Here is a 20,699-nt window from a genome sequence, read left to right as displayed (position 1 = left end):
TCGAGGAAGGGCGCCTCGCGGGCGGTCGGGCCCAGGCCCCTGTCGGCGAAGCACACTCCTCGACCGACAGGAGGTCAGATGTCCAGACGTACCCCTCGACTCCTCACCGTGGCGCTCGCGGTCACCGCGCTCGCGCTCGGTGCCTGCGCCGAACAGACCACCGACGAGCCGACCGCCGGCGCGAGCAGCGGGGCTGGCCAGTTCCCCGTCACGGTCGGCAACCTGACCTTGGAGAAGCGGCCCGAGAAGATCGTCTCGCTCTCCGCCGCCGCCACCGAGATGCTCTTCGCCATCGGCGCGGGCCCGCAGGTCACCGCGGTCGACGACCAGTCGAATTACCCGCCGGAGGCGCCGAAGACCGACCTGTCCGGCTTCCAGCCGAACGCCGAGGCGATCTCCGCGAAGAGCCCGGACCTCGTCGTGCTCTCCGACGACAGGAACAAGATCGTCGACCAGCTCGCCGCCCTGAAGATCCCGGTCCACCTCGTGCCGGCGGCACAGACCCTGGACGACACGTACCGACAGATCACCGAGCTGGGCCAGCTCACCGGGCAGGCCGACGAGGCGGCCGACGTGACCCGCCGGATGAAGGACGACATCGCCAAGCTGGTCGAGGGCCTGCCGAAGCGCACCGAGAAGCTCACCTACTACCACGAGCTGGGCCCGGAGCTGTACACCGCGACCAGCAAGACCTACATCGGCTCGCTGTACGCGCTGGTCGGGCTGGAGAACATCGCCGACCCGTCCGACGCCGACGGCAAGAACGGCGGCTACCCGCAGCTCTCCCAGGAAGTGATCGTCAAGGCCGACCCGGACTTCATCTTCCTGGCCGATACCAAGTGCTGCCAGCAGAGCGCGCAGACCGTGGGCGCGCGCGGCGGCTGGGCCGGTCTCACCGCGGTGAAGAACAACCAGGTCGTGCCGCTCGACGACGACATCGCCTCCCGGTGGGGGCCGCGCGTGGTCGACCTGCTCCGCGCCATCGTGGACGCCGTCGCCAAGGCCCCGGTCGCGTGACCGTACCGAGCTGGTAGCAGGGGTCCCCTCCTATGCAAAAAGCGGTAACAGGGGACCCCTCCTCACACCTGGGCGGGGCGGGCACGGGCAAGGGCACGGCTCCTGCGCTCGGGGTGACGCCCCGGCCGGCCGGGTTGCGGCTGACCTGGCTGGCCACCGGGATCCTCGCGGTGCTCGTCGCGCTCGTCGCCGGGGTGTCGTTCGGCGCGGTCAGCCTGCCGCCCGGCAGCGTCGCCGTCGAACTGCTCAACCTCGTTCCCGGGGTACGCCTCGACAGCGGGCTGACCGAACGCGAGATCGCGATCATCACCGAGCTGCGCCTGCCCCGCACCGTGCTCGGTCTGCTCGTCGGTGGGATGCTCGCCCTGGCCGGGGGCTGCTACCAGGGCGTCTTCCGCAACCCGTTGGCCGACCCGTACCTGCTCGGGGTGGCGGCCGGGGCGGGCCTCGCGGTCACCGTGGTGATCGCCCTCGGGGGCACCGACGGCACGCTGACCCGGTTGCCGCTCACCATTCCGCTGGCCGCGTTCGTCGGCTCGCTCGGGGCGGTGGCGATGACCTACCTGCTCGGTGCCGCCGGGGGGCGCGACCGCTCCACGGCCACCCTGATCCTGGCCGGGGCGGCGGTCTCGGCGTTCCTCTCCGCCGGCCAGACCTACCTGCTGCAACGCCACTCCGACAACATCCAGCAGGTCTACTCCTGGCTGCTCGGACGGCTGGCCACCGCCGGCTGGCACGACGTGCTGCTGGTCCTGCCGTACTTCGCGGTGACCGTCGTGGTGGTGCTGCTGCACCGGCGGGAACTCGACGTGCTCGCCCTCGGCGACGACGAGGCCACCAGCCTCGGCCTGCATCCGCAGCGGTCCCGGTACCTGCTGATCGCCGCCGCGTCGCTCGGCACCGCCGCTGCCGTGTCCGCGTCCGGTCTGATCGGCTTCGTGGGGATCATCGTGCCGCACACCGTACGGCTGCTCGCCGGCTCCAGCTACCGGGCGATCCTGCCGCTGTCGATGCTCTTCGGCGGGGCGTTCCTGGCCCTGACCGACGTGGTCGCCCGGACCGCCGCCGCCCCCGCCGAGGTGCCGATCGGCGTGGTCACCGCCCTGCTCGGCGGACCGTTCTTCGTCCTGGTGCTGCGCACCGCCCGGCGGGTGATCACGTGACCGCCGACCGCCCGGCACCTGATCACGTGACCGCCGACCGCCCAGCGCCTGGTTACCTGAGCGCCGACCGCCCGGCGCCTGCTCACGCGGGCGTCGCCGTCGAGGTCCGGGGGTTGCACGTCAGTCTGGACCGTGTCCCGATCCTCACCGGGGTCGACCTGACCGTCGCGGTCGGCGAGTGGGTCACCGTGATCGGCCCGAACGGCGCGGGCAAGTCCACCCTGCTGCGCGCCGTCGGCGGCCTGCTCCCCGCGACCGGCGCCATCTCCCTCTTCGGTACGCCGAGCGCCGCCCTGCGCCGCCGGGACCGGGCCCGGGTGGTCGCCACGGTGGCCCAGTCCCCGGCCGTCCCGGCCGGCATGTCCGTCTTCGACTACGTGCTGCTCGGGCGCACCCCGTACGTCCCGCCACTGGGCCGGGAATCCGCCACGGACCTGGCCGCCGTGCGCGAGGTCCTCGACCGGCTCGACCTGACCGGCTTCGCCCGCCGCGAGCTGGCCACCCTCTCCGGTGGGGAACGGCAGCGGGTCTTCCTGGCCCGGGCCCTGGCGCAGGGAGCCACGCTGCTGCTGCTCGACGAGCCGACCAGTGCCCTGGACATCGGCCACCAGCAGGAGGTGTTGGAGCTGGTCGACCAGCTCCGCCAGGCGCACGGGCTGACCGTGCTCGCCACCATGCACGACCTCACCGTCGCCGGCGAGTACGCCGACCGCCTGGTGCTGGTCGCCGGCGGCCGGGCGGTCGCCACCGGCACCCCGCGCGAGGTGCTCACCGAGGAACTGCTCGCCACCCACTACCGGGCCCGGGTCCGGGTCGTCGACGGCACCCACGGCCCGCTGGTGGTTCCGGTCCGCCCCATGCCGGCCACGCCCTGACGCCGTACCTCGGTGCCGGCCACGCCCTGATGCTCCACCTTGCTGCCGGCCACCGGTTTGATGCCTACCCCGGGGCGAGGGCGACGACGGAGAAGAGGGCGCCCTGTGGGTCGCGGAGGGCGGCGTGCCGGCCGGCCGGGCTGTCCCGGGGCGGCACCAGGACCTCCCCACCGAGCCGGACTGCGCGGTCAGCCGTCGCGTCGGCGTCGTCCACCGCGAAGTACACCGTCCAGTACGCGGGCATCTCGGCCGGGAAACCGTCCCCGAGAGGCGGCATCATCCCCGCGACGATCCGCTCCCCGAGCCGCCAGCCGGTGTAGGGCCCGTCCATCGGCTGCTCCTCCGGATGCCAGCCGAAGACCAGCTCGTAGAAGGCCTTCGCCCCCTCCGGGTCGGGGGTCACCAGCTCGTTCCAGGCCATCGCGCCCGGCGTGCCGAACAGTTCCGCGCCGGGCATCGCCATCGGCTGCCAGACCGACAGCACGGCTCCCGCCGGGTCGCTGAAGACCGCCATCCGGCCCTGGTCGAAGACCTCGAACGGCGGGACGAAGACCCGACCACCGGCGGCGGTGACCCGGCCGGTGAGCAGGTCCGCGTCGTCCGTGGCCACGTACGTGGACCAGATCGGCACCTGGCCCGGGGCGGCCGGCGGCCCCGCACCGGCGACCGCCCGGCCGCCGCAGCGGAAGGTGGTGTACCCCTGCGCGTCCGGCTCCGGCGCGACGTGCGCCGTCCAGCCGAACAACTCCGGGTAGAAGCGCCGCGCGTCCGCCAGTTCGGGCGTGGCCAGGTCGGTCCAGCAGGGCGTACCCGGCGGAACGGAACCGTGCACCGCGCCCCCTCTCGGCAGGGGCCCGCCCTGTCGGCGCGCCCTGCCGGCATCCTGGCACCGGCGGGCCGGTCGTGTCCGGGGATCCGGCCAGAACCCACCCGAGGTCGACCAGCCGGCCTACCCCGCTTCGGTGAGCAGGGTGGGCAGAGGGGTGGCGTGCAGGACGGCGAGGCGGGAGACCGCCCGGGTGAGCACCACGTAGAGGCGGTGCAGGCCGCGCGGCTCGGCGGCGACGATCGCCGCCGGCTCGACGACGACCACGTGGTCGTACTCCAGGCCCTTGACCAGGGTGGCGGGGACGACGGTGACCCGCGCGGCGGCCTCGACGTCGTCGGCACTGCCGGTCGGGACACCCGCCGCGTCCAGCGCGGCGCGTAGCCCGTCGACCGTGTCGTCGGCAGCGATCACACCGACCGAACCATCGTGGGCCAGCGCCGCGTGTACCTCGGCGACCGTCGCCGCCGTCAGGTCGGTCACGGTACGCACATCGAGCGCCCCGTCGTGCCGCAGCGACTCGGCCGGCGGGACGTCGACGGCGAGCGCCGGGAGCAGCCGGTTGGCGAAGGCCACCACCACGGCCGGTACCCGGAAGCCGACGGTCAGCGGGACCACCGCCGCGCCCGGCTTGCCCAGGTGGGCCAGGCTTTCCCGCCAGTCGGTGGCGGCCCACGGGGCGGTGCCCTGCGCCAGGTCGCCGAGGAGGGTGATCGAGCCGTGTTCGCTGCGTCGGGCGATGGCCCGGCACTGCATCGGGGAGAGGTCCTGGGCCTCGTCCACCACCACGTGTCCGTAGCCGCCGGGGCGTTCGATCAGGCCGGCGGCCTCGTCGACGAGCACCGCGTCCGCGGCGCTCCACCGGGTGGCCTTCGGGGTCCGGGCTGGCTTCGCCCAGGTCAGCAGGGCCTGTTCGGCCGGGGTGAGCAGGCCGTCGGCCGCGTCGGCCAGGAACTGCGGGTCGGCGAGCAGCCGGTGCACCAGCCCTTCCGGGGTGAGTGCCGGCCAGACCGCGTCGAGGTAGGCGGTGACCGGTCGGGACTTCCCCATCCGGCGTAGCCAGGCGTCGCTAGGTGACTCACCCCGCCGCGCCTCGGCCTGCCGTTGCAGCAGTCCGACCACCCGGGCCCGGACCCGTTCCCGTCCGGTGGCGTACGGCAGCCGCTCCCGGTGGATCTCCTCGACCAGCCGGTGCAGCGGGTTCAGTCCGATCCGCCAGCGGTACGAGCCGTCCGGGACCACCATCGGCTCGGTCGGTCCGACCACGTGCGACTCGACCGCCCGGCGCAGCACCGCCGCCATCCGTGGATCGTGCTTGAGCGTCGCCACCGCCGGGTCGTCGACCGCCCGGACGGTGACCCGGCCGAGCAGGTCCTCCACGGTGGACTGGTCCACCTCGACCTCGCCGAGCGCCGGCAGCACCGCCGCGATGTACGACAGGAACGCCCGGTTCGGCCCGACGATCAGGACGCCGGACCGGCGCAGCCGTTCCCGGTGCAGATAGAGCAGGTACGCGGCCCGGTGCAGGCCGACCGCCGTCTTGCCGGTGCCCGGCGCCCCCTGCACACAGATCGAGTCGGCCAGGTCGGCCCGGACCAGTTCGTCCTGCTCGGGTTGGATGGTGGCGACGATGTCCCGCATCGGCCCGACGCGCGGCCGCTCGATCTCGGCGGCGAGGATCCGGCTGGCCGTGCCGAGTTCCTCACCCCGGTCGAGGTGCTCGTCCTCGAAACTGGTCAGCGTGCCGCTGCTGAAGCCGAACCGGCGTCGGGTCGTCACACCCTGCGGGTCGCGGGCGCTGGCCCGGTAGAACGAGCGCGAGACCGGGGCCCGCCAGTCCAGCACCAACGGTTCGCCGGCCTCGTCGGTGACGTGTCGCCGCCCGACGTGGTACCGGTGCCCGGCGTGCTCCGAGTCCGTGTCGCCGCCGTGCTGCTCGTTGGCCAAGTAGCCGAAGTCGAGCCGGCCGAAGAAGAGCGGGGTGGTGGGGTCGTCGGCGAGTTCGGCGACCCGCCGGGCCATGTGCCGGCCGAGCTGCTCGGCGGTGTAGGCGTCACCCGCGACCTTGTCGCCACCGGCGAAGAGGGCCTCGGCGCGTTCGCGCATCCGGCGCAACGCCGTGCGGGACGCGGCCAGGTGGGCCTGTTCGGCGGCGAGTTCGTCCGCCAGGGACACGGGGGCGTGCAGGGACATCCGACGTACTCCTCGACGCGGGGGAGAAGACACTTCCGCTCGCGTTTCCGACCAGGTGGGTCGGCGCGGGACGTCCGCTGCGGTGCTCGATCACCGCGGCCGTCGGCGGGAACGACAGAGTCTACGCCCCGGCGGCCGCCGACGTTGCGGGTTTTCCCCGACGCGCCCGGGAGAGCCGGCTCGGTCAACCGGTTGCCCCGGGCGGACGTTAACCGATTGACCGAGCCGAACGCCCGTGACTACGTTCCGCGAAATGCCCACCACCTCCGCCCTGCCGGCGGGCCCGCCGACCTCACGCTGGACCGACGTCGGGTTCGCGACCGCCGCCCGGGGAATCTCCATCTGCGGGGACTTCCTCGCCGCCACCGCGCTGACCCTGGCTCTCCAGTCCGCCGGCGCCGGTGGGCTGGCGGTGTCGGCGCTGCTGCTGGCCGCGACCCTGCCCCTGGTGGTCCTCGCCCCGCTGACCGGACGGCTGGCCGACCGGGTGGACAGCCGGACCCTGTTGGTCGGTGCCGGACTGGCCCAGGCGGCGGTCTGCCTGGGGCTCGCGTACGCCGGGCACCCGGTCCTGATCGTCGCGTTGGTGGCGCTGCTCGCCAGCGGTCTCGCGCTCACCCAGCCGGTGCTGGCCGCGTTGCTGCCCGCGATGGTCCGGACCGAGGACCTGCCCCGCGCCAGCGCCTTCAACCAGACCGCCGCCACCATCGGGATGCTCGGCGGGCCGGCACTGGCCGGGCTGCTGGTGGGCCAGTTCGGCACCCGGGTGCCACTGCTCGTCGACGCGGCCAGCTACCTCGCGCTGGTGCTGGCCGGGCTGGTGATCCGTACCCGTCGGGGTGGGGCCCGATCCGCGACGACGGCCGCACCGGGAGACGAACGCCCGGTGGTGCGGGCCTGGCGGCTGCGGAGTGACCCGTTGCTGGTGGCGATGGTCGGCACGATGGCCACGGTGGTCGGTGCGCTCGGCGCGCTCGGGGTGGTCGAGGTCTTCTACCTGCGGGAGACCCTGGACGCCTCCGCGACCCTGTTCGGCGTGGTCACCGCGGCCTGGCCGTTCGGCATCCTGCCCGGAGCATGGCTGCTCGCCCGGCTGGCCCCGAGATTCGCCGACGACGCCGCGCTGCTGTGGGGCGGACTGGTCCTGCTGGCGGTCTGCTGCCTGATGGTCCTGGTCGGGGCGGTGGTGCCGACCGCGCTGCTGGTGGTGCCGTGCTGGCTGCTCGGCGGGATCGCCAACGGCGGCGACAGCGTGCTGAACAACCTCCTGCTGACCCGCCGGGTGCCCGAGGCGGCCCGGGGCCGGGCCTTCGCGGTCTTCGGCGGGGCCACCCAGGGCGCGGCGATGGTCGGCTACCTGATCGGTGGGCTCGCGCTGGAGGCGACCGGTCCGCGTCCGCTGGTCGCTGCCTGCGGTGTGGCGGGCCTGCTGGTGGTGGCCGCCTTCGTGGTGCCGGCCGCCCGCGCGGTACGGAGCGACCGGCAGTCCCGGTCGGCCCCGGACGGTGCCGCCGGTGCTGGGTGGGCCACTCCCACCCCCGTCCGGTGAGCCCGCCGGTTCCGGCGGGGATACGGTCGGGGCATGGTTGACCGCGTCGCGCGCCCCCGGGTCGGGCACATCCAGTTCCTCAACTGTCTGCCGATCTACTGGGGGTTGATGCGCTCCGGCGCGCTGCTCGACGTCGACCTGCACAAGGACTCGCCGGACCGGCTCAGCGCCGCGCTCGTCGCCGGTGACCTGGACATCGGCCCCATCTCGCAGGTGGAGTACCTGCGCCACGCCGACGAACTGCTGCTCCTGCCCGACCTGGCGGTGGGCAGCGACGGTCCGGTGCTCTCGGTCAACGTCGTGTCGACCCGGCCGCTGGCCGAGCTGGACGGCCGCCGGGTGGCGCTGGGCTCCACCTCGCGGACCGGGGTGCTGCTGGCCCAACTGCTGCTCGGCGAGCGGTACGGGGTGCGGCCCGAGTACTTCCGCTGCCCGCCCGACCTGACCCAGATGCTGCTGGAGGCCGACGCCGGGGTGCTGATCGGCGACGTGGCGCTGCGCGCCCTCTACGAGGCGCCGCGCCGAGGGCTGGCGGTGACCGATCTCGGGCAGGCCTGGCGGGAGTGGACCGGCCTGCCGATGGTCTTCGCCGTCTGGGCGGTACGCCGGGACTTCGCCGCCGCCCACCCGGGCCTGGTCAAGGAGGTGCACGAGGCATTCCTGCGGTCGCGCGACCTCTGCCTGGCCGAGTTGGACGAGGTGGCCGTTGCCGCCGCCCGCTGGGAGCCGTTCGACGCGGCGACGCTGGCGTCGTACTTCCGGGTGCTGGACTTCTCCCTCGGCGAGCGCCAGGTCGCGGGGCTCCAGGAGTTCGCCCGACGCGCCGCCGGGGCGGGCGAGGCGCCGGCGCTGCCGTCCGGCGGGCCGGAGTTCTTCGCCGGCTGAGTTTTCTTCGCGGGCTGGGTTCTTCGCGCCGGCTGACTCGCGGGCCGGCCTGCCCCACCGGCGGATTCGTCGGCGTTCAGAATCGGGCTGCCCACCGGCGGATTCGCCAGCGTTCAGGACCGGCCTGCCCACCGGGGACGCGCCCCGGCGGGCAGGCCGGCGGGGATCAGGTGGCGGCTGCCCGGAGCTGCTCGGCGATTTTCTCGCAGTTGTTCATGCCGTACTCGTAGCCCAGGTTGATCGGGTAGCGGACCATCACGCCCATGGTCCAGCCGTCGCCGATGGCCAGGCAGTTGACGTGGATCTCCTGCTCGCGGGTCCGGTCGACCCAGCCGTTCTTGATGGCGATCTGCTTCTGCTCGGCCGCCGGGAACGCCTTGCGGATGCCGAAGTCACCGGTGCCCCGGACCAGCTTCATCTCGTTGAGCAGCCAGTCGGTCCACTCCGGCCCGGCGGCCCGGCCGTCGGCGATGCAGGCCCCCATCCGGGCGGTGTCCCGCGCGGAGAGGTTGGTCCGGCTCCAGCCGCCGTCGGCGGCCGGGCTGCTGTCGGTCAGCTTGCAGGTGGAGATCAACCGCTTGATCGAGGGCACGCCGCCGAGCGCCTCGTAGAACTGCTGGGTCCGGGTGTTGTCGCTGTCCCGAATGATCTTGGTGGCGTCGGCGAGCTTGGCCTTGCTCACCGTACGGCCGGCCTCGTCCGCGCGGCGCAGGTAGTCCGCGACGATCCAGGCCTTGATCAGTGAGGCGGTGGTGTTGGTCTCGGTCATGGTCTCCGACCCGGCGATCTCGCCGGTCCGGGTGTCCAGCAGACTCCAGCTCCACCAGCCCTCGGCGTCCAGCTCGACCTCGGTCGGGCGGACCGGCAGCGGCTCCAGCGTGGGCGAGGGGGACGGCGACGGCGACGGGCTCTGCGTGCTCCGCGCGCTGCGGTCGGTGGCCGCGTCGGTGGTCCGGCTGGCCTGGTCGCTGGTGCCCCAGCGGACTGCCGCGTCCGACTCGAACGGCGAGCCGGGCAGCAGCCGGAGGGAGACCAGTACCAGCCCGATCAGGACGACGGCGATGCCGATCAGCCGCAGCGGCGAGGGATCGCCGCCCTTCCGGCCGGTTCGAGGGGTGCCGGCCATCAGGGCTTCGCCACCGGCGGCGGAACCTTGAGCGCGGCACCCGGCTGCGGGGTGACGAGCTGCGTGGTGACGCTCTGGCAGACTTCCGCGCCGTAGTCCAGACCGTGGTCCTTCGGATACCGCATCATCACCGCGAGACTCCACTTGTCGGTCACGGCCAGACAGTTCAGGTGCCACTGGAGGTCAGCCCAGAGCATCGTCCAGCCGTTCTTGATGCTGACCGGCCCCTGGGTGGTGATCGACGACGGCAGGCCGTCGATGATCCCCCACCGGCCGCCGCCCTCCTTGAGCTGCTGGTCCTCGGGAGCCGTGGTACCCCGGACCTTGCTCATCTCGTCCAGCACGTACGACGTCCACTTCGGGCCGGCGGCCGTGCCGTCGGCGATGCAGTCGCCCATCCGGACCGCGTCCCGGGGCGACATCTGGGTGTACGCCCACCCCTGCGCGTTGATCTCGGTGTCGGTCAGCTTGCAGGTGCTGATCAACCGCTCGATGACGGCCCGGCTGCCGCCGGCCTTGTAGAGCGACTGGGCGGCGGTGTCGTTGCTGTCCCGGATGGCGGTGCTGGTCTGCTTGCGCCGCTCGGCGGTCAACGGCTTGTCCCCGAGGCGGCGCAGGTAGTCGGAGACGATCCAGACCTTGATCATCGACTCGGTGGAGTTGGTGGTGGTGAGGTTCTTCGCACCCGAGATCGTGCCGGTCTCCCGGTCCATCAGGGCCCAGGAGAAGTACTTTCCGTCGAAGGGCACCGACACGGCGGCGTTCGCCAGCGTGGGCGGCTGCGGTGCGGCGGGCGGCGGGGCCGCGACGCTCTCCGTGCCGCCGTCCGAACTGTCGTCGGCGGCGAGCCGGGCGTATGCGGTGGGGACCAGCATGCCGCCACCGAGCAGAACCGCCAGGATGGCGAGCACCAGGGTCACGCGGGGACGCATGAGTGGGTGAACTCCCAGAAGTCAGGGCCGGGGGACCAACTTTTCCGATGTACGTCGGTGGACGGCCGAGGCCTGGGATGCGGCCTGTCGGGGACGGCGATCGTCCGGAACCGATCGGTGTGACCGGCAAAGTCTACGTCCGGAACCGGGACACGCCAGAACCCGAGGCTCGCCGAGTCGCCCCAAAATCACGACATATGGCACATTAGCGCAGCTTTTCCTGCCTGGCGGATGTGATGTCTCCCACTCGCGTGCGGATCGCCCCGTCCGATGTCGCTGGCGGTGCTCGGTTCGGCCGGGAGCCGCCTGCTCTGGATCGCTGTTACATGCCTCTAGCGCCCGCTGTGGTGAGCTGTAACACTTGACCTGTGTACGGCAACGACTTCGCGAACCCGGACGAGGCTCCCGGCGGGGGTCTGCTCGATCAGGTCGAGGCGGCGGAAGCGGCCCTGCGGGAGGCCGCCGCCCGGGGGCGTCCCGACGGTGCCCCACCCGGGACGGACCTGGCGGCGTACTTCGCCGAGGTGATCGAGGCCGACCAGAAGATCGAACCCCGCGACTGGATGCCCGAGGCGTACCGGAAGACGCTGATCCGGCAGATCGCCCAGCACGCCCACTCCGAGATCATCGGCATGCAGCCGGAGGGAAACTGGATCAGCCGCGCCCCCTCGCTCAAGCGCAAGGCGATCCTGCTGGCCAAGGTCCAGGACGAGGCCGGCCACGGCCTCTACCTCTACTCCGCCGCCGAGACCCTCGGGGTCAGCCGGGACGAACTGGTCGAGATGCTGGTGACCGGCCGGCAGAAGTACAGCTCGATCTTCAACTACCCGACGCTGACCTGGGCGGACGTCGGCGCGATCGGCTGGCTGGTGGACGGCGCGGCAATCGTCAACCAGGTGCCGCTGTGCCGCTGCTCGTACGGGCCGTACGCACGGGCGATGATCCGGGTCTGCAAGGAAGAGTCCTTCCACCAGCGCCAGGGCTACGAGATCCTGCACGTCCTCGCGCACGGCACGCCGGCACAGAAGGCGATGGCCCAGGACTCCGTCGACCGCTGGTGGTATCCGTCGCTAGCGATGTTCGGCCCGCCGGACGGCGACTCCACGCACTCCGCGCAGTCCATGGCCTGGAAGATCAAGCGCTTCTCCAACGACGAGCTGCGCCAGCGCTTCGTCGACATGTGCGTCCAGCAGGCCGAGATTCTCGGCCTCACCCTGCCCGATCCCGACCTGCGCTGGAACGAGCAGCGGCAGGCGTACGACTACACCCAGCCGGACTACGCCGAGCTGATGCGGGTGATCAAGGGCGACGGGCCGTGCAACCGGCAACGGCTGGAACACCGCCGCCGCGCCCACACCGAGGGCGCCTGGGTGCGCGAGGCCGCCGCGGCGTACGCGGCCAAGCAGGCGGAACGGAAGAAGGAGCGGGTCGCCGCATGAGCCAGGAACTGTCCCCGCTGTGGGAGGTGTTCGTCCGGGCCCGGCGCGGGCTGTCGCACACCCACGTCGGCAGCCTGCACGCCCCCGACGCCGAGGTCGCCCTCCGGCACGCCCGGGACCTCTACACCCGGCGACAGGAAGGGGTCTCGATCTGGGTGGTCCCGGCCGGCGTGATCACCGCGTCCAGCCCGGACGAGAAGGACGCCTTCTTCGACCCGGCGGCCGACAAGGTCTACCGTCACCCCACCTTCTACCAGGTGCCAGACGGGGTGGCCCACCTGTGAACCGCGACCTGCACGAGTTCACGCTCCGGGTCGGCGACGACGCCCTGATCGCCGCCCAGCGCCTCGCCGAGTGGACCAGCCGGGCACCGGAGATGGAGGAGGACGTCGCGCTGTCCAACATCGCCCTCGACCAGCTCGGCGCGGCCCGGCTGCTGCTGACGTACGCCGGTGAGCTGGAGGCCGCCGGGCGGGACGAGGACGCGCTGGCGTACCTGCGCGACGATCGCGAGTTCCGCAACTGCCTCCTGGTCGAGCTGCCGAACGGCGACTTCGCGGTGACCATGGCGAAGCTGCTCTTCCTCGCCGCCTACCAGCATCTGCTCTACGAGTGGCTGGTGGCGTCCACCGACGAACGGATCCACGCGATCGCCGCGAAGGCCCGCAAGGAGTCCGCCTACCACCTCGACCACGCCGCGCTCTGGGTGCGCCGGCTCGGCGACGGCACCGAGGAGTCGCACCGGCGGATGCAGGCGGCGGTGGACGAGATCTGGCCGTACACCCACGAACTCTTCGCCGCCGACGAGCTGACCGCCCGGCTGGACGCGGCCGGGCTGGCCGCCGCCCCGTCGACCCTGCGGGACCAGTGGCTGGAGACGGTGGAAGCGGTGCTCGCCGACGCGACGCTGACCCGCCCGGCCGACGGCTGGGCCCCGTCCGGCGGTCGCGACGGCGTACACACCGAGCACCTGTCGTACCTGCTCGCCGAGATGCAGGTGCTCCACCGCGCCCATCCCGGAGCCGTGTGGTGAGCGCGAGGAGTGCAGCGCAGCGGAGCCCCGCAGTCGCGAACGAAAGGCGACACCGTTGAACCCACGGGTCGTCGTGGCGGCGGTGGTGGACCCGGAGATCCGGGTGCTCACCATCGACGACCTCGGCATCCTGCGCTCGGTCGAGGAGGACCCGGCCACCGGCCGGGTGGTGGTCACCATCACTCCCACCTACACCGGCTGCCCGGCGATGGACGTGATCCGCGCCGACATCCGCCGCGCACTCGCCGCCGCCGGCCACCCCGACGCCGAGGTCCGCACGGTGCTCATGCCCGCCTGGAGCACCGACTGGATCTCCGAGGCCGGGCGGGCCAAACTGGCTACCGCCGGCATCGCCCCACCAGCGTCAACCCGGACCGGCGGTGCGGTGCCGCTGACCCTGGCCGTCCGCTGCCCGCGCTGCGGGTCACCGGAGACCGAGCAGATCAGCCGGTTCGGCTCCACCGCCTGCAAGGCGCTCTGGCGCTGCCGATCCTGCCGTGAACCCTTCGACCACCTGAAGGCGCTGTGACTGTCACGATCACCCGGCCGGTCCGTCGCCGCCCGGTCTTCCACCCGCTGCCGGTCGCCGCCGTCGACCGGCTCACCGACGACGCCGTGGCGATCACCTTCGCCGTACCGGAGGAACTGCGCGCGACGTTCGCGTTCCGCGCCGGCCAGCATCTCACCGTCCGGCGCCCCGGCTCCGCGGATGCCGACGACGGCGACGTGCGCCGCTCGTACTCGATCTGCTCGACCCCGGACGACCTGGCCCGGCACGGTCGGCTGCGGATCGGGGTGCGGGAGGTCCCCGGCGGCGCGTTCTCCACCTTCGCCTGCGGGGCGCTGCGCTCCGGCGACACCGTCGAGGTGCTGCCGCCGCTGGGGCACTTCACCACGGCGTTCGCGCCGGACCGGGTCCGCCACTACGGCGCGGTGGTGGCCGGCTCCGGCATCACCCCGGTGCTCGCGCTGGTCGCGACCGCGCTGGCCGTCGAACCCACCAGCACCTTCACCCTGGTGTACGGCAACCGTACGGCGAACAGCGTGATGTTCGCCGAGGAACTGGCCGACCTGAAGGACCGGTACCCCACCCGGCTGCACCTGGTGCACGTGCTCTCTCGGGAGCCGGGGGAGTCGCCCCTGCTCTCCGGCCGGATCGATGCCGACCGGCTCGGCCGCCTGCTGGCCAGCATCGTTCCCGGTGACCAGATCGACGAGTGGTTCCTCTGCGGCCCGTACGGCATGGTGGTCGACGCCAAGGCGGTACTGACCGACCGGGGTGTCCCGGCTTCGGCGGTGCACACCGAGCTGTTCCACGTCGACGCGCCCCCGGAGCCGCCGCGCCGACCGGCCGACGTGCCGGGAGCCGGTGCCGAGGTCACCATCCTGCTCGACGGCCGGGCGTCGACCTTCACCATGGGACGCGAGCAGCGGGTGCTCGACGCCGCCCTGAAGGTGCGCGGCGAACTGCCGTACGCCTGCAAGGGTGGGGTCTGCTCGACCTGCCGGGCGAAGGTGGTGTCCGGCGAGGTCTCGATGGCCCGTAACTACGCGCTCGAGCCGGACGAGGTGGCCGCCGGGTACGTCCTGACCTGCCAGTCCTCCCCGACCACCGACCAGGTCGTAATCGACTACGACGCCTGAGCCCAGCCGCCACCCCGTCCCGGTCGTCAACTCCCCGCCACCAGCCCAGGCGAGAGGGCTCGACGGACCTCCTGGACGATGTGATCCGGGCGACGGTAGAGGTCCCGGTCGGTGAAGTGCCGCATGGTCCAGCCGCGGGCCGACAGCCAGTTCATCCTGGCTCGGTCGTTCCGGAGGCGCTCGCGGGTCAGGTGGGAACTGCCGTCGTACTCGACGCCGACCCGGTGGGCGCGGTAACCCAGGTCGAGCCGGAAGGCCGGGTGCCCCCACTCGTCGGCGATCCAGATCTGCGGCTCGGGGCGGGGCAGGCCGCCGTCGACGAGCACCAGACGTAACTGGCTCTCCTGCCGACACTCCGACCTGGCGTCCGCCAAGGACACGAGCTCGCAGGCCTGCCGTACGCCGCGCAACCGGGCATGTCGCGTCACCTCCTGCGCAAGGTCGGCCGGCAGGCAGGCACCGGACCGCAGCGCGAGATCGAGGAGGGGCAGCACGTCGATCCGCCGCAGCGTGCGGGCCAGGTCGACGGCACAGCGGGCGGCCGGGGCAGCCGGCACGCCGGAGAGCAGCACCGGATCGCGTACCGGCAACATCGCCTCGTGGACGGTCACCCCGGCGATTTTCGGCACTACCGAGCCGGCTGGCACGATCACGTGCAGGACATCCTGCGGCACGTCACCGAATCCGTGCAGGCGGGCTCCGGTATGGAAACCGACCACCGCCCCGGCCGGCAGCCGCATGAACAACGCCCGTAACTCCGCGCCAAGCTCGCGGTCCGAGCCGGCGTAGATTCCCCGGGTCACCCGGCGAAGGCGCCCAGCATCGACAGCGTGCCGGACGGCACCTCGGGTCTTGCCGCCGGAGAGCAATTCGGGATAGCGATACAGGTCATCGGCCACCCCGCTGATGCTCGCCGCCCTCCCCACCCTCCTCCACCCCGTCACCCCAACCTGTGGACAACCCCGCCCCCTGTGGAAAACCCCCTGATCAACCCCCCATCTGCTAAGCCCCACCCGTCTCCCCGTCTCCCCGCCCCCACCCACCCCGTCGATCATGGACTTTGGGCACCGCTCAAACTTCGCAATCACCACTAATTGGGCGCCACAACTCCATGATCGACGGGGCGGTCAGGGGGCGTGGGGTGGGGGGTGGGGGTGGGGGGTAGCAGTGGGGTGAGTAGGCGGGCTGGGGTGATGGTGGCGGGGCGGTCGCTGACCTGGGCGTCGCCCAGCTCGACCACGCGCCAGACGCCGTCGTCGCGCTGCGCTAGGTCGACGGTGACGAAGGGCAGGGAGAGGGCGGCCACCAGTGGCGTGATGGTGGTCAGGTCGGGGGTGGTGTCGGGGGGCAGGTTGGGCGTGTCCGGATGTGGGCCGACCAGGACGCACTGGCCGTCCCGCCACCAGGTGCGTACCTCTGCCGAGGTGAACTGCTCGAAGCGGCGGAGCACGAAGCCACCGACGAAGTCGTCCTCGCGGAGTTCCCGGAAGCGGCGAGCGACCGCCCAGGCCGCCTCGGCGTCGGCCAGGTCGGGGATGAGGGTCGCCTCGTGCCAGTAGTGCTTCATGGACTTGCAGTAGTCGCGGAGCACCGCCGGGCCGTCACCGAGTTCCGTGCGGGCCTGGTCGAAGGCGTCCCGTCCGTCGCCGGACGTCCAGACGGTCACCGGGGTCACCGGGGCCAGGTCCGCGTACCAGCCGGGCAGTTCGTGCGCGCGTCGGTACTGGTCGGGGCGGGTGCGTAGGGTGACGCCCCGGGTGGCTAACGCCTCGGCGAAGGCGGCGTACCGGTCGGCGTGGAGCATCCAGCCTCGGTAGACCGCCTCACCCTCGCCGGGCAGGCGTCGTAGAGCGGCGTCGGCGTCGCCTCGGGCGAGCGCGTCGTGGTCGACCAGCGCGACTGGTACGCCGGCCTCCCGGGCGGTCAGGGCCTCGGGGGCGAAGTGCGGGTCCGGGTGGCGGGGGCGAAGCGGGTCGGCGGGTACGAGCAACATTCCGCCATCATGATCAGGTCACGCCACCCGGTCGGGCCGGTCAGCTCGGGACCCTGAGTAGGCGATGCTGCGCCACAGGTCGAACGACGGTGCCGAGGCGGTAAGGCTCGTGGAAGTCGGCTGTCGGAGTGCCTCGTCCCCTACCTGCCGTCGTACGGATTCACGATCACGCCCGGTCGTAGGGTCGGTGCCGAGATCTCGCGAAGCGTGGGGGAGGCGAGGTAGTACCGGCCCCGTGTCTGGCCGTGCTGCTCCACCAACCCGGCCCGGACGAGCGTACGCAGATCGCGGCCAGTTGGAGTGGGTGGCGGATGCGGTCTGCGTCACCTGGTCGGAGGCGCGTGCCGGTGGTCGGACCGCCGACGTAGGCTCGCGGGTGTGAGTGTGAGCCGGGAGATCGACGACATCCTGCAGCGTGGTGCGGACGGCGGGCGGATCACGCCCGAGGAGGCGCTGCTGCTCTACACCGAGGCGCCCTTCCACGCCCTCGGTGAGGCGGCCGACGCGGTACGGCGGCGGCGGTACCCGGACAACATCGTCACGTACCTGATCGACCGCAACATCAACTACACCAACGTCTGCGTGACCGCGTGCAAGTTCTGCGCCTTCTACCGGGCGCCGAAGCACCAGGAGGGGTGGACCCACCCGACCGAGGAGATCCTGCGCCGCTGCGGCGAGGCGGTCGAGTTGGGCGCGACGCAGGTGATGCTCCAGGGCGGCCACCACCCGGACTACGGCGTCGAGTACTACGAGGAACTGTTCTCCTCGGTGAAGAAGGCATACCCGCAGCTCGCCATCCACTCGATCGGGCCGAGCGAGATCCTGCACATGGCGAAGGTCTCCGGCGTCGGCCTGGACGAGGCGATCGCCCGGATCAAGGCCGCCGGGCTGGACTCGATCGCCGGGGCTGGGGCGGAGATGCTGCCGGAGCGCCCTCGGAAGGCCATCGCGCCGCTGAAGGAGTCCGGCGAGCGCTGGCTGGAGGTCATGGAACTGGCCCACCGGCAGGGGGTCGAGTCGACGGCCACCATGATGATGGGCACCGGCGAGACCAACGCCGAACGGATCGAGCACCTGCGGATGATCCGCGACGTGCAGGACCGGACGAAGGGCTTCCGCGCCTTCATCCCGTGGACGTACCAGCCGGAGAACAACCACCTCAAGGGGCGCACCCAGGCGACCACCCTCGAGTACCTGCGCCTGGTCGCGGTGGCCCGGCTCTTCTTCGAGACCGTCCCGCACCTCCAGGCGTCCTGGCTGACCACCGGCAAGGACGTCGGCCAGCTGGCCCTGCACATGGGGGTGGACGACCTCGGCTCGATCATGCTGGAGGAGAACGTCATCTCCTCGGCCGGTGCCCGGCACCGGTCCAACCTGCACGAGCTGATCGCGATGATCCGGTCCGCCGACCGGATCCCGGCCCAGCGCGACACCCTCTACCGCCGCCTGGCCGTGCACCACACGCCGGCCGACGACCCGACCGACGACCGGGTCGTCTCGCACTTCTCGTCGATCGCCATTCCGGGTGGCGGGATCGGCCGACCGCTGCCATTGGTTGATGTCAAGTAAACGCTGAGTAATCGCTGCCCGTTCGGTCGGATCGACCGAACGGGCAGTCGTCGTTCGGCACCCGGGCCGATTCCGGTGCCCGTTGGGGCTACCGTGGCCGAGGGTCCGCCGCGCAAGCGCCAGCAATTCGGACAATCCTTAAGTGATTCTTAGCCGGGCAGCTCACCGCCGATTCGCCGACGGGGTAGCGGGCCTGAACGCGGACCGCTAGCGTGCGATCGGAAATTCCCGGACGGGTGGCATACCCGGACGCGCTGGCGCTTCGTCCCCGCCGGGGGATCCTTCGTCCTCAACCGGCCCGTGCGGGCCGTCTACATAACGCACCGCAGTGGGGGCGGGATGGGTGACCGTCCCGCTCCCGCCGTCTTCCGGACAACCTTTTTCGGGCTGTCCCGACGTTCCTTCCATCCATGTCCGCAACATCGAGGGAACCCATGAACCTGTTCACCCGTCCGGCGTTGGCCCGGGCCGGCGCCGCGACCCTGCTCACCGCGGGGCTGGTCGCGGTCGGTGCCCCGGCGCAGGCGGCCGACCAGGCCGACCTGGCACTCATTCCGGTCAGCAGCCAGATCGCCAAGGGCGTCACCGAGGCCAAGGCCAAGCCCTTCAAGTTCACCGTGGACAACACGCGAGGCGCGGTCGACGCCCGGAACGTCACCGTCAAGGTGGACGCCCGGAAGGTCAAGCAGAAGAAGGTCGGCTTCTTCGCCCCCGAGGGCTGCCAGGTGCAGGAGGCGGCCGTCTACTCCTGCCTTCTCGGTGACCTGACCGCCGGGACCAGCGAGGACTTCGGCATTCCGCTGTTCAGCACCGGTACGCGCGGTGCCGCCGGCACCCTGGTGGTCACCATCAGCGCGGACACCACCGACCCGAACCTGGAGGACAACACGGTCGAGGTCGACCTCACCGTGACCAAGCCCGGTTACGACCTGGTCACCTGGGCGCAGGACGTCTACGCCGACGTCGTGGTCGACGGTGACGAGGAGTCCGAGACCGGTCTGCGGCCGGTTCGGCCGGGCGAGACGGCCCCTCTGGACTGGGCTGTCTACAACGGTGGCAGCCGGCGGGCGACCGGACTGTTCTACGGCATCGTCCTGCCGGCCGGGGTCAGCTTCGCCGAGCTGCCCGAGAACTGCGTCCAGGAGGACTTCCTCGGGACCGCCCGGGCCTTCTGCGAGGACCTCTCGGTGCTGATCAAGCCGGGCCAGTTCTACACCGACGTCGTGCGGGTGAAGGTGTCCGAGGAGGCCACCCAGCCGGTGCTGCGGGTCGGCGAGATCTTCGCCTACGGCCTGGACGGGCTCCTCGAGGGCGAGCCGGAGGAGGAGCCGCAGCCCGTCCGTGAGGCGCAGCGCCGGACCTTCGTCGAGGCCGACGACTCCGACAACCAGGCGGTCTTCGACGTCTTCGTCGACCTGACCGCTCCGACGCAGGGCCCGACCACCTCGCCGACGGCGTCGCCGACCGTCCCGCCGGCCGCCGGTGGTGGCGGTGGCGGCGAGGGTGGGCTGCCGGTGACCGGTGTGCAGGCCGGCCTGATCGGCGGCGTGGGCGGCAGCGTCCTGCTCGTCGGTGGCGCGCTGCTGCTGCTCGCCCGGCGGCGTCGGGTGCTGCTGGTGACCCCGGCCGACGAGAAGACCGTCAACTGACGAACCACCCGGGGCCGGGTGGGATGGGCGACCATCCCGCCCGGCCCCGTCGGGCTTGGTGCTGGCAGAGTGGGGGCGTGAGCCGTACCCCGCAGGGCCAGCGCGCCAGTCTGGACAAGCAGCCGCACGAGGTCGCCGCGATGTTCGACGGCGTGGCCGCCCGATACGACCTGACCAACACCGTGCTCTCCTTCGGGCAGGACCGGGGATGGCGCCGGGCGACCCGGCTCGCCCTCGCGCTCGAGCCCGGCGAGCGGGTGCTGGACGTGGGGGCGGGCACCGGGGTGTCCACCGAGGAACTGGCCCGCTCCGGGGCGTACGCCGTCGGCGCCGACCTGAGCCTGGGCATGCTCGCCGCCGGGCGGCGGGTCCGGCCGGAGGTGCCGCTGCTGGCCGGGGACGCGCTGCGGCTGCCGTTCGCCGACGCCACGTTCGACGCGGTGACCATCTCCTTCGCGTTGCGCAACGTGTCGGACCCGGATGCGGCCCTGCGCGAGTTCGCCCGGGTCACCCGTCCCGGCGGGCGGCTGGTGGTCTGCGAGTTCAGCAGCCCCACCAACCCGGCGTTCCGCACCGTCTACCTGTCGTACCTGATGCGTTCGCTGCCGACGGTGGCCCGGACGGTCTCCAGCAACCCGGACGCCTATGTGTACCTTGCCGAGTCGATCCGGGCCTGGCCCGACCAGCCTGCGTTGGCCGCGCGGATCGGCGCGGCGGGGTGGGGTCGGGTGGCGTGGCGCAACCTGACCGGAGGGATCGCGGCGCTGCACCGGGCAGTCCGCGACTAGCCACTCTCACGTTCCCTG

The 20,699-nt window shown here is 72.1% G+C and carries 19 protein-coding genes; 13 read left to right on the top strand and 6 right to left on the bottom strand.

Translation table 11 applies throughout. From position 1 onward, the window contains the following. The first annotated feature begins 78 nt into the window (after positions 1 to 78). From GA0074692_RS23445 to GA0074692_RS23435, 3 genes are read left to right on the top strand one after another with little or no spacing between them, the layout of a single operon-like run. The gene (locus GA0074692_RS23445; RefSeq protein WP_091647576.1) at positions 79 to 1,017 is read left to right on the top strand and encodes an ABC transporter substrate-binding protein; all 939 of its coding nucleotides are present in this window, start codon (positions 79 to 81) and stop codon (positions 1,015 to 1,017) included. Between the two features lie 32 nt (positions 1,018 to 1,049). Beyond that, a complete protein-coding gene (locus GA0074692_RS23440; RefSeq protein WP_091647573.1) occupies positions 1,050 to 2,180 on the top strand; it encodes a FecCD family ABC transporter permease in 1,131 nt (376 codons plus the stop codon). Positions 2,181 to 2,236: 56 nt separating this feature from the next. Then, positions 2,237 to 3,055, top strand: a complete 819-nt coding sequence (locus tag GA0074692_RS23435; protein WP_141725485.1) for an ABC transporter ATP-binding protein — start codon at positions 2,237 to 2,239, stop codon at positions 3,053 to 3,055. A 64-nt stretch (positions 3,056 to 3,119) separates the two neighbouring features. Here GA0074692_RS23435 and GA0074692_RS23430 read toward each other — a convergent pair whose 3' ends face one another. Then, positions 3,120 to 3,887 (bottom strand): VOC family protein, encoded by a 768-nt coding sequence (locus tag GA0074692_RS23430; protein ID WP_091647571.1) that lies wholly within the window; start codon positions 3,885 to 3,887, stop codon positions 3,120 to 3,122. A gap of 117 nt (positions 3,888 to 4,004) precedes the next feature. After that, entirely contained in the window at positions 4,005 to 6,074 is a 2,070-nt protein-coding gene (locus tag GA0074692_RS23425) for a HelD family protein (RefSeq protein ID WP_091647569.1), read from the bottom strand. A gap of 253 nt (positions 6,075 to 6,327) precedes the next feature. Here GA0074692_RS23425 and GA0074692_RS23420 point away from each other — a divergent pair, with 253 nt between their 5' ends. Together GA0074692_RS23420 and GA0074692_RS23415 are read left to right on the top strand one after the other, a co-directional pair. Further along, positions 6,328 to 7,623 (top strand): MFS transporter, encoded by a 1,296-nt coding sequence (locus GA0074692_RS23420; protein ID WP_091647567.1) that lies wholly within the window; start codon positions 6,328 to 6,330, stop codon positions 7,621 to 7,623. A gap of 33 nt (positions 7,624 to 7,656) precedes the next feature. Beyond that, positions 7,657 to 8,508 (top strand): menaquinone biosynthetic enzyme MqnA/MqnD family protein, encoded by an 852-nt coding sequence (locus tag GA0074692_RS23415; RefSeq protein ID WP_091647565.1) that lies wholly within the window; start codon positions 7,657 to 7,659, stop codon positions 8,506 to 8,508. Between the two features lie 166 nt (positions 8,509 to 8,674). Here the strand turns inward: GA0074692_RS23415 and GA0074692_RS23410 are convergent, their stop codons facing one another. Both GA0074692_RS23410 and GA0074692_RS23405 read right to left on the bottom strand, forming a co-directional pair. After that, entirely contained in the window at positions 8,675 to 9,634 is a 960-nt protein-coding gene (locus GA0074692_RS23410) for a serine hydrolase (protein ID WP_091647563.1), read from the bottom strand. Next, on the bottom strand, positions 9,634 to 10,566 hold the full coding sequence (locus GA0074692_RS23405) for a hypothetical protein (protein WP_091647561.1): 933 nt from the start codon (positions 10,564 to 10,566) through the stop codon (positions 9,634 to 9,636). Before GA0074692_RS23405 ends, GA0074692_RS23410 begins: the two co-directional genes overlap by 1 nt. 368 nt (positions 10,567 to 10,934) lie before the next feature. On the opposite strand from GA0074692_RS23405, the gene paaA reads away from it, so the two are divergent. From paaA to paaE, 5 genes are read left to right on the top strand one after another with little or no spacing between them, the layout of a single operon-like run. Next, the gene (paaA, locus tag GA0074692_RS23400; RefSeq protein WP_091647559.1) at positions 10,935 to 12,005 is read left to right on the top strand and encodes a 1,2-phenylacetyl-CoA epoxidase subunit PaaA; all 1,071 of its coding nucleotides are present in this window, start codon (positions 10,935 to 10,937) and stop codon (positions 12,003 to 12,005) included. Further along, a complete protein-coding gene (paaB, locus tag GA0074692_RS23395; protein ID WP_091647556.1) occupies positions 12,002 to 12,289 on the top strand; it encodes a 1,2-phenylacetyl-CoA epoxidase subunit PaaB in 288 nt (95 codons plus the stop codon). The genes paaA and paaB overlap by 4 nt, the downstream gene beginning before the upstream one ends. Beyond that, positions 12,286 to 13,038 (top strand): 1,2-phenylacetyl-CoA epoxidase subunit PaaC, encoded by a 753-nt coding sequence (gene paaC, locus GA0074692_RS23390; RefSeq protein ID WP_091647551.1) that lies wholly within the window; start codon positions 12,286 to 12,288, stop codon positions 13,036 to 13,038. The genes paaB and paaC overlap by 4 nt, the downstream gene beginning before the upstream one ends. Positions 13,039 to 13,093: 55 nt before the next feature. Next, complete coding sequence (gene paaD, locus GA0074692_RS23385; RefSeq protein ID WP_091647548.1) at positions 13,094 to 13,567, top strand: 1,2-phenylacetyl-CoA epoxidase subunit PaaD; 474 nt, start codon at positions 13,094 to 13,096, stop codon at positions 13,565 to 13,567. After that, a complete protein-coding gene (paaE, locus tag GA0074692_RS23380; RefSeq protein WP_091647546.1) occupies positions 13,564 to 14,682 on the top strand; it encodes a 1,2-phenylacetyl-CoA epoxidase subunit PaaE in 1,119 nt (372 codons plus the stop codon). Before paaD ends, paaE begins: the two co-directional genes overlap by 4 nt. A 26-nt stretch (positions 14,683 to 14,708) precedes the next feature. Here paaE and GA0074692_RS23375 read toward each other — a convergent pair whose 3' ends face one another. Together GA0074692_RS23375 and GA0074692_RS23370 are read right to left on the bottom strand one after the other, a co-directional pair. Continuing rightward, positions 14,709 to 15,581 carry a DUF559 domain-containing protein gene (locus tag GA0074692_RS23375; protein ID WP_245730429.1) on the bottom strand — a complete coding sequence of 291 codons (873 nt, stop codon included), beginning with the start codon at positions 15,579 to 15,581 and terminating at the stop codon, positions 14,709 to 14,711. 191 nt (positions 15,582 to 15,772) lie between these two features. Further along, complete coding sequence (locus GA0074692_RS23370; protein WP_176738556.1) at positions 15,773 to 16,675, bottom strand: ATP-grasp domain-containing protein; 903 nt, start codon at positions 16,673 to 16,675, stop codon at positions 15,773 to 15,775. Positions 16,676 to 17,053: 378 nt separating this feature from the next. Between GA0074692_RS23370 and mqnC the strand changes: the two genes are divergently transcribed. From mqnC to GA0074692_RS23355, 3 genes are all read left to right on the top strand, one after another. Then, on the top strand, positions 17,054 to 18,244 hold the full coding sequence (mqnC, locus tag GA0074692_RS23365; RefSeq protein ID WP_091647543.1) for a cyclic dehypoxanthinyl futalosine synthase: 1,191 nt from the start codon (positions 17,054 to 17,056) through the stop codon (positions 18,242 to 18,244). Between the two features lie 434 nt (positions 18,245 to 18,678). Continuing rightward, complete coding sequence (locus tag GA0074692_RS23360; protein WP_091647540.1) at positions 18,679 to 19,893, top strand: cell wall anchor protein; 1,215 nt, start codon at positions 18,679 to 18,681, stop codon at positions 19,891 to 19,893. A gap of 77 nt (positions 19,894 to 19,970) precedes the next feature. Next, on the top strand, positions 19,971 to 20,681 hold the full coding sequence (locus GA0074692_RS23355; RefSeq protein WP_091647538.1) for a demethylmenaquinone methyltransferase: 711 nt from the start codon (positions 19,971 to 19,973) through the stop codon (positions 20,679 to 20,681). Positions 20,682 to 20,699: the final 18 nt, after the last annotated feature.

It is taken from the genome of Micromonospora pallida (genome assembly GCF_900090325.1).
Lineage (GTDB): Bacteria > Actinomycetota > Actinomycetes > Mycobacteriales > Micromonosporaceae > Micromonospora > Micromonospora pallida.
The sequence above is the reverse complement of the archived record's forward strand: the minus strand, read 5'-3'. Positions and strand labels throughout refer to the sequence as shown.

Excerpts from the sequence above, each read along its gene's own strand:
- GA0074692_RS23445 (WP_091647576.1), top strand. The coding sequence starts at position 79 with ATGTCCAGACGTACCCCTCGACTCCTCACCGTGGCGCTCGCGGTCACC.
- GA0074692_RS23440 (WP_091647573.1), top strand. The coding sequence starts at position 1,050 with ATGCAAAAAGCGGTAACAGGGGACCCCTCCTCACACCTGGGCGGGGCG.
- GA0074692_RS23425 (WP_091647569.1), bottom strand. The coding sequence starts at position 6,074 with ATGTCCCTGCACGCCCCCGTGTCCCTGGCGGACGAACTCGCCGCCGAA.
- GA0074692_RS23420 (WP_091647567.1), top strand. The coding sequence starts at position 6,328 with ATGCCCACCACCTCCGCCCTGCCGGCGGGCCCGCCGACCTCACGCTGG.
- GA0074692_RS23415 (WP_091647565.1), top strand. The coding sequence starts at position 7,657 with ATGGTTGACCGCGTCGCGCGCCCCCGGGTCGGGCACATCCAGTTCCTC.
- GA0074692_RS23410 (WP_091647563.1), bottom strand. The coding sequence starts at position 9,634 with ATGGCCGGCACCCCTCGAACCGGCCGGAAGGGCGGCGATCCCTCGCCG.
- GA0074692_RS23405 (WP_091647561.1), bottom strand. The coding sequence starts at position 10,566 with ATGCGTCCCCGCGTGACCCTGGTGCTCGCCATCCTGGCGGTTCTGCTC.
- paaB (WP_091647556.1), top strand. The coding sequence starts at position 12,002 with ATGAGCCAGGAACTGTCCCCGCTGTGGGAGGTGTTCGTCCGGGCCCGG.
- GA0074692_RS23370 (WP_176738556.1), bottom strand. The coding sequence starts at position 16,675 with ATGTTGCTCGTACCCGCCGACCCGCTTCGCCCCCGCCACCCGGACCCG.
- GA0074692_RS23360 (WP_091647540.1), top strand. The coding sequence starts at position 18,679 with ATGAACCTGTTCACCCGTCCGGCGTTGGCCCGGGCCGGCGCCGCGACC.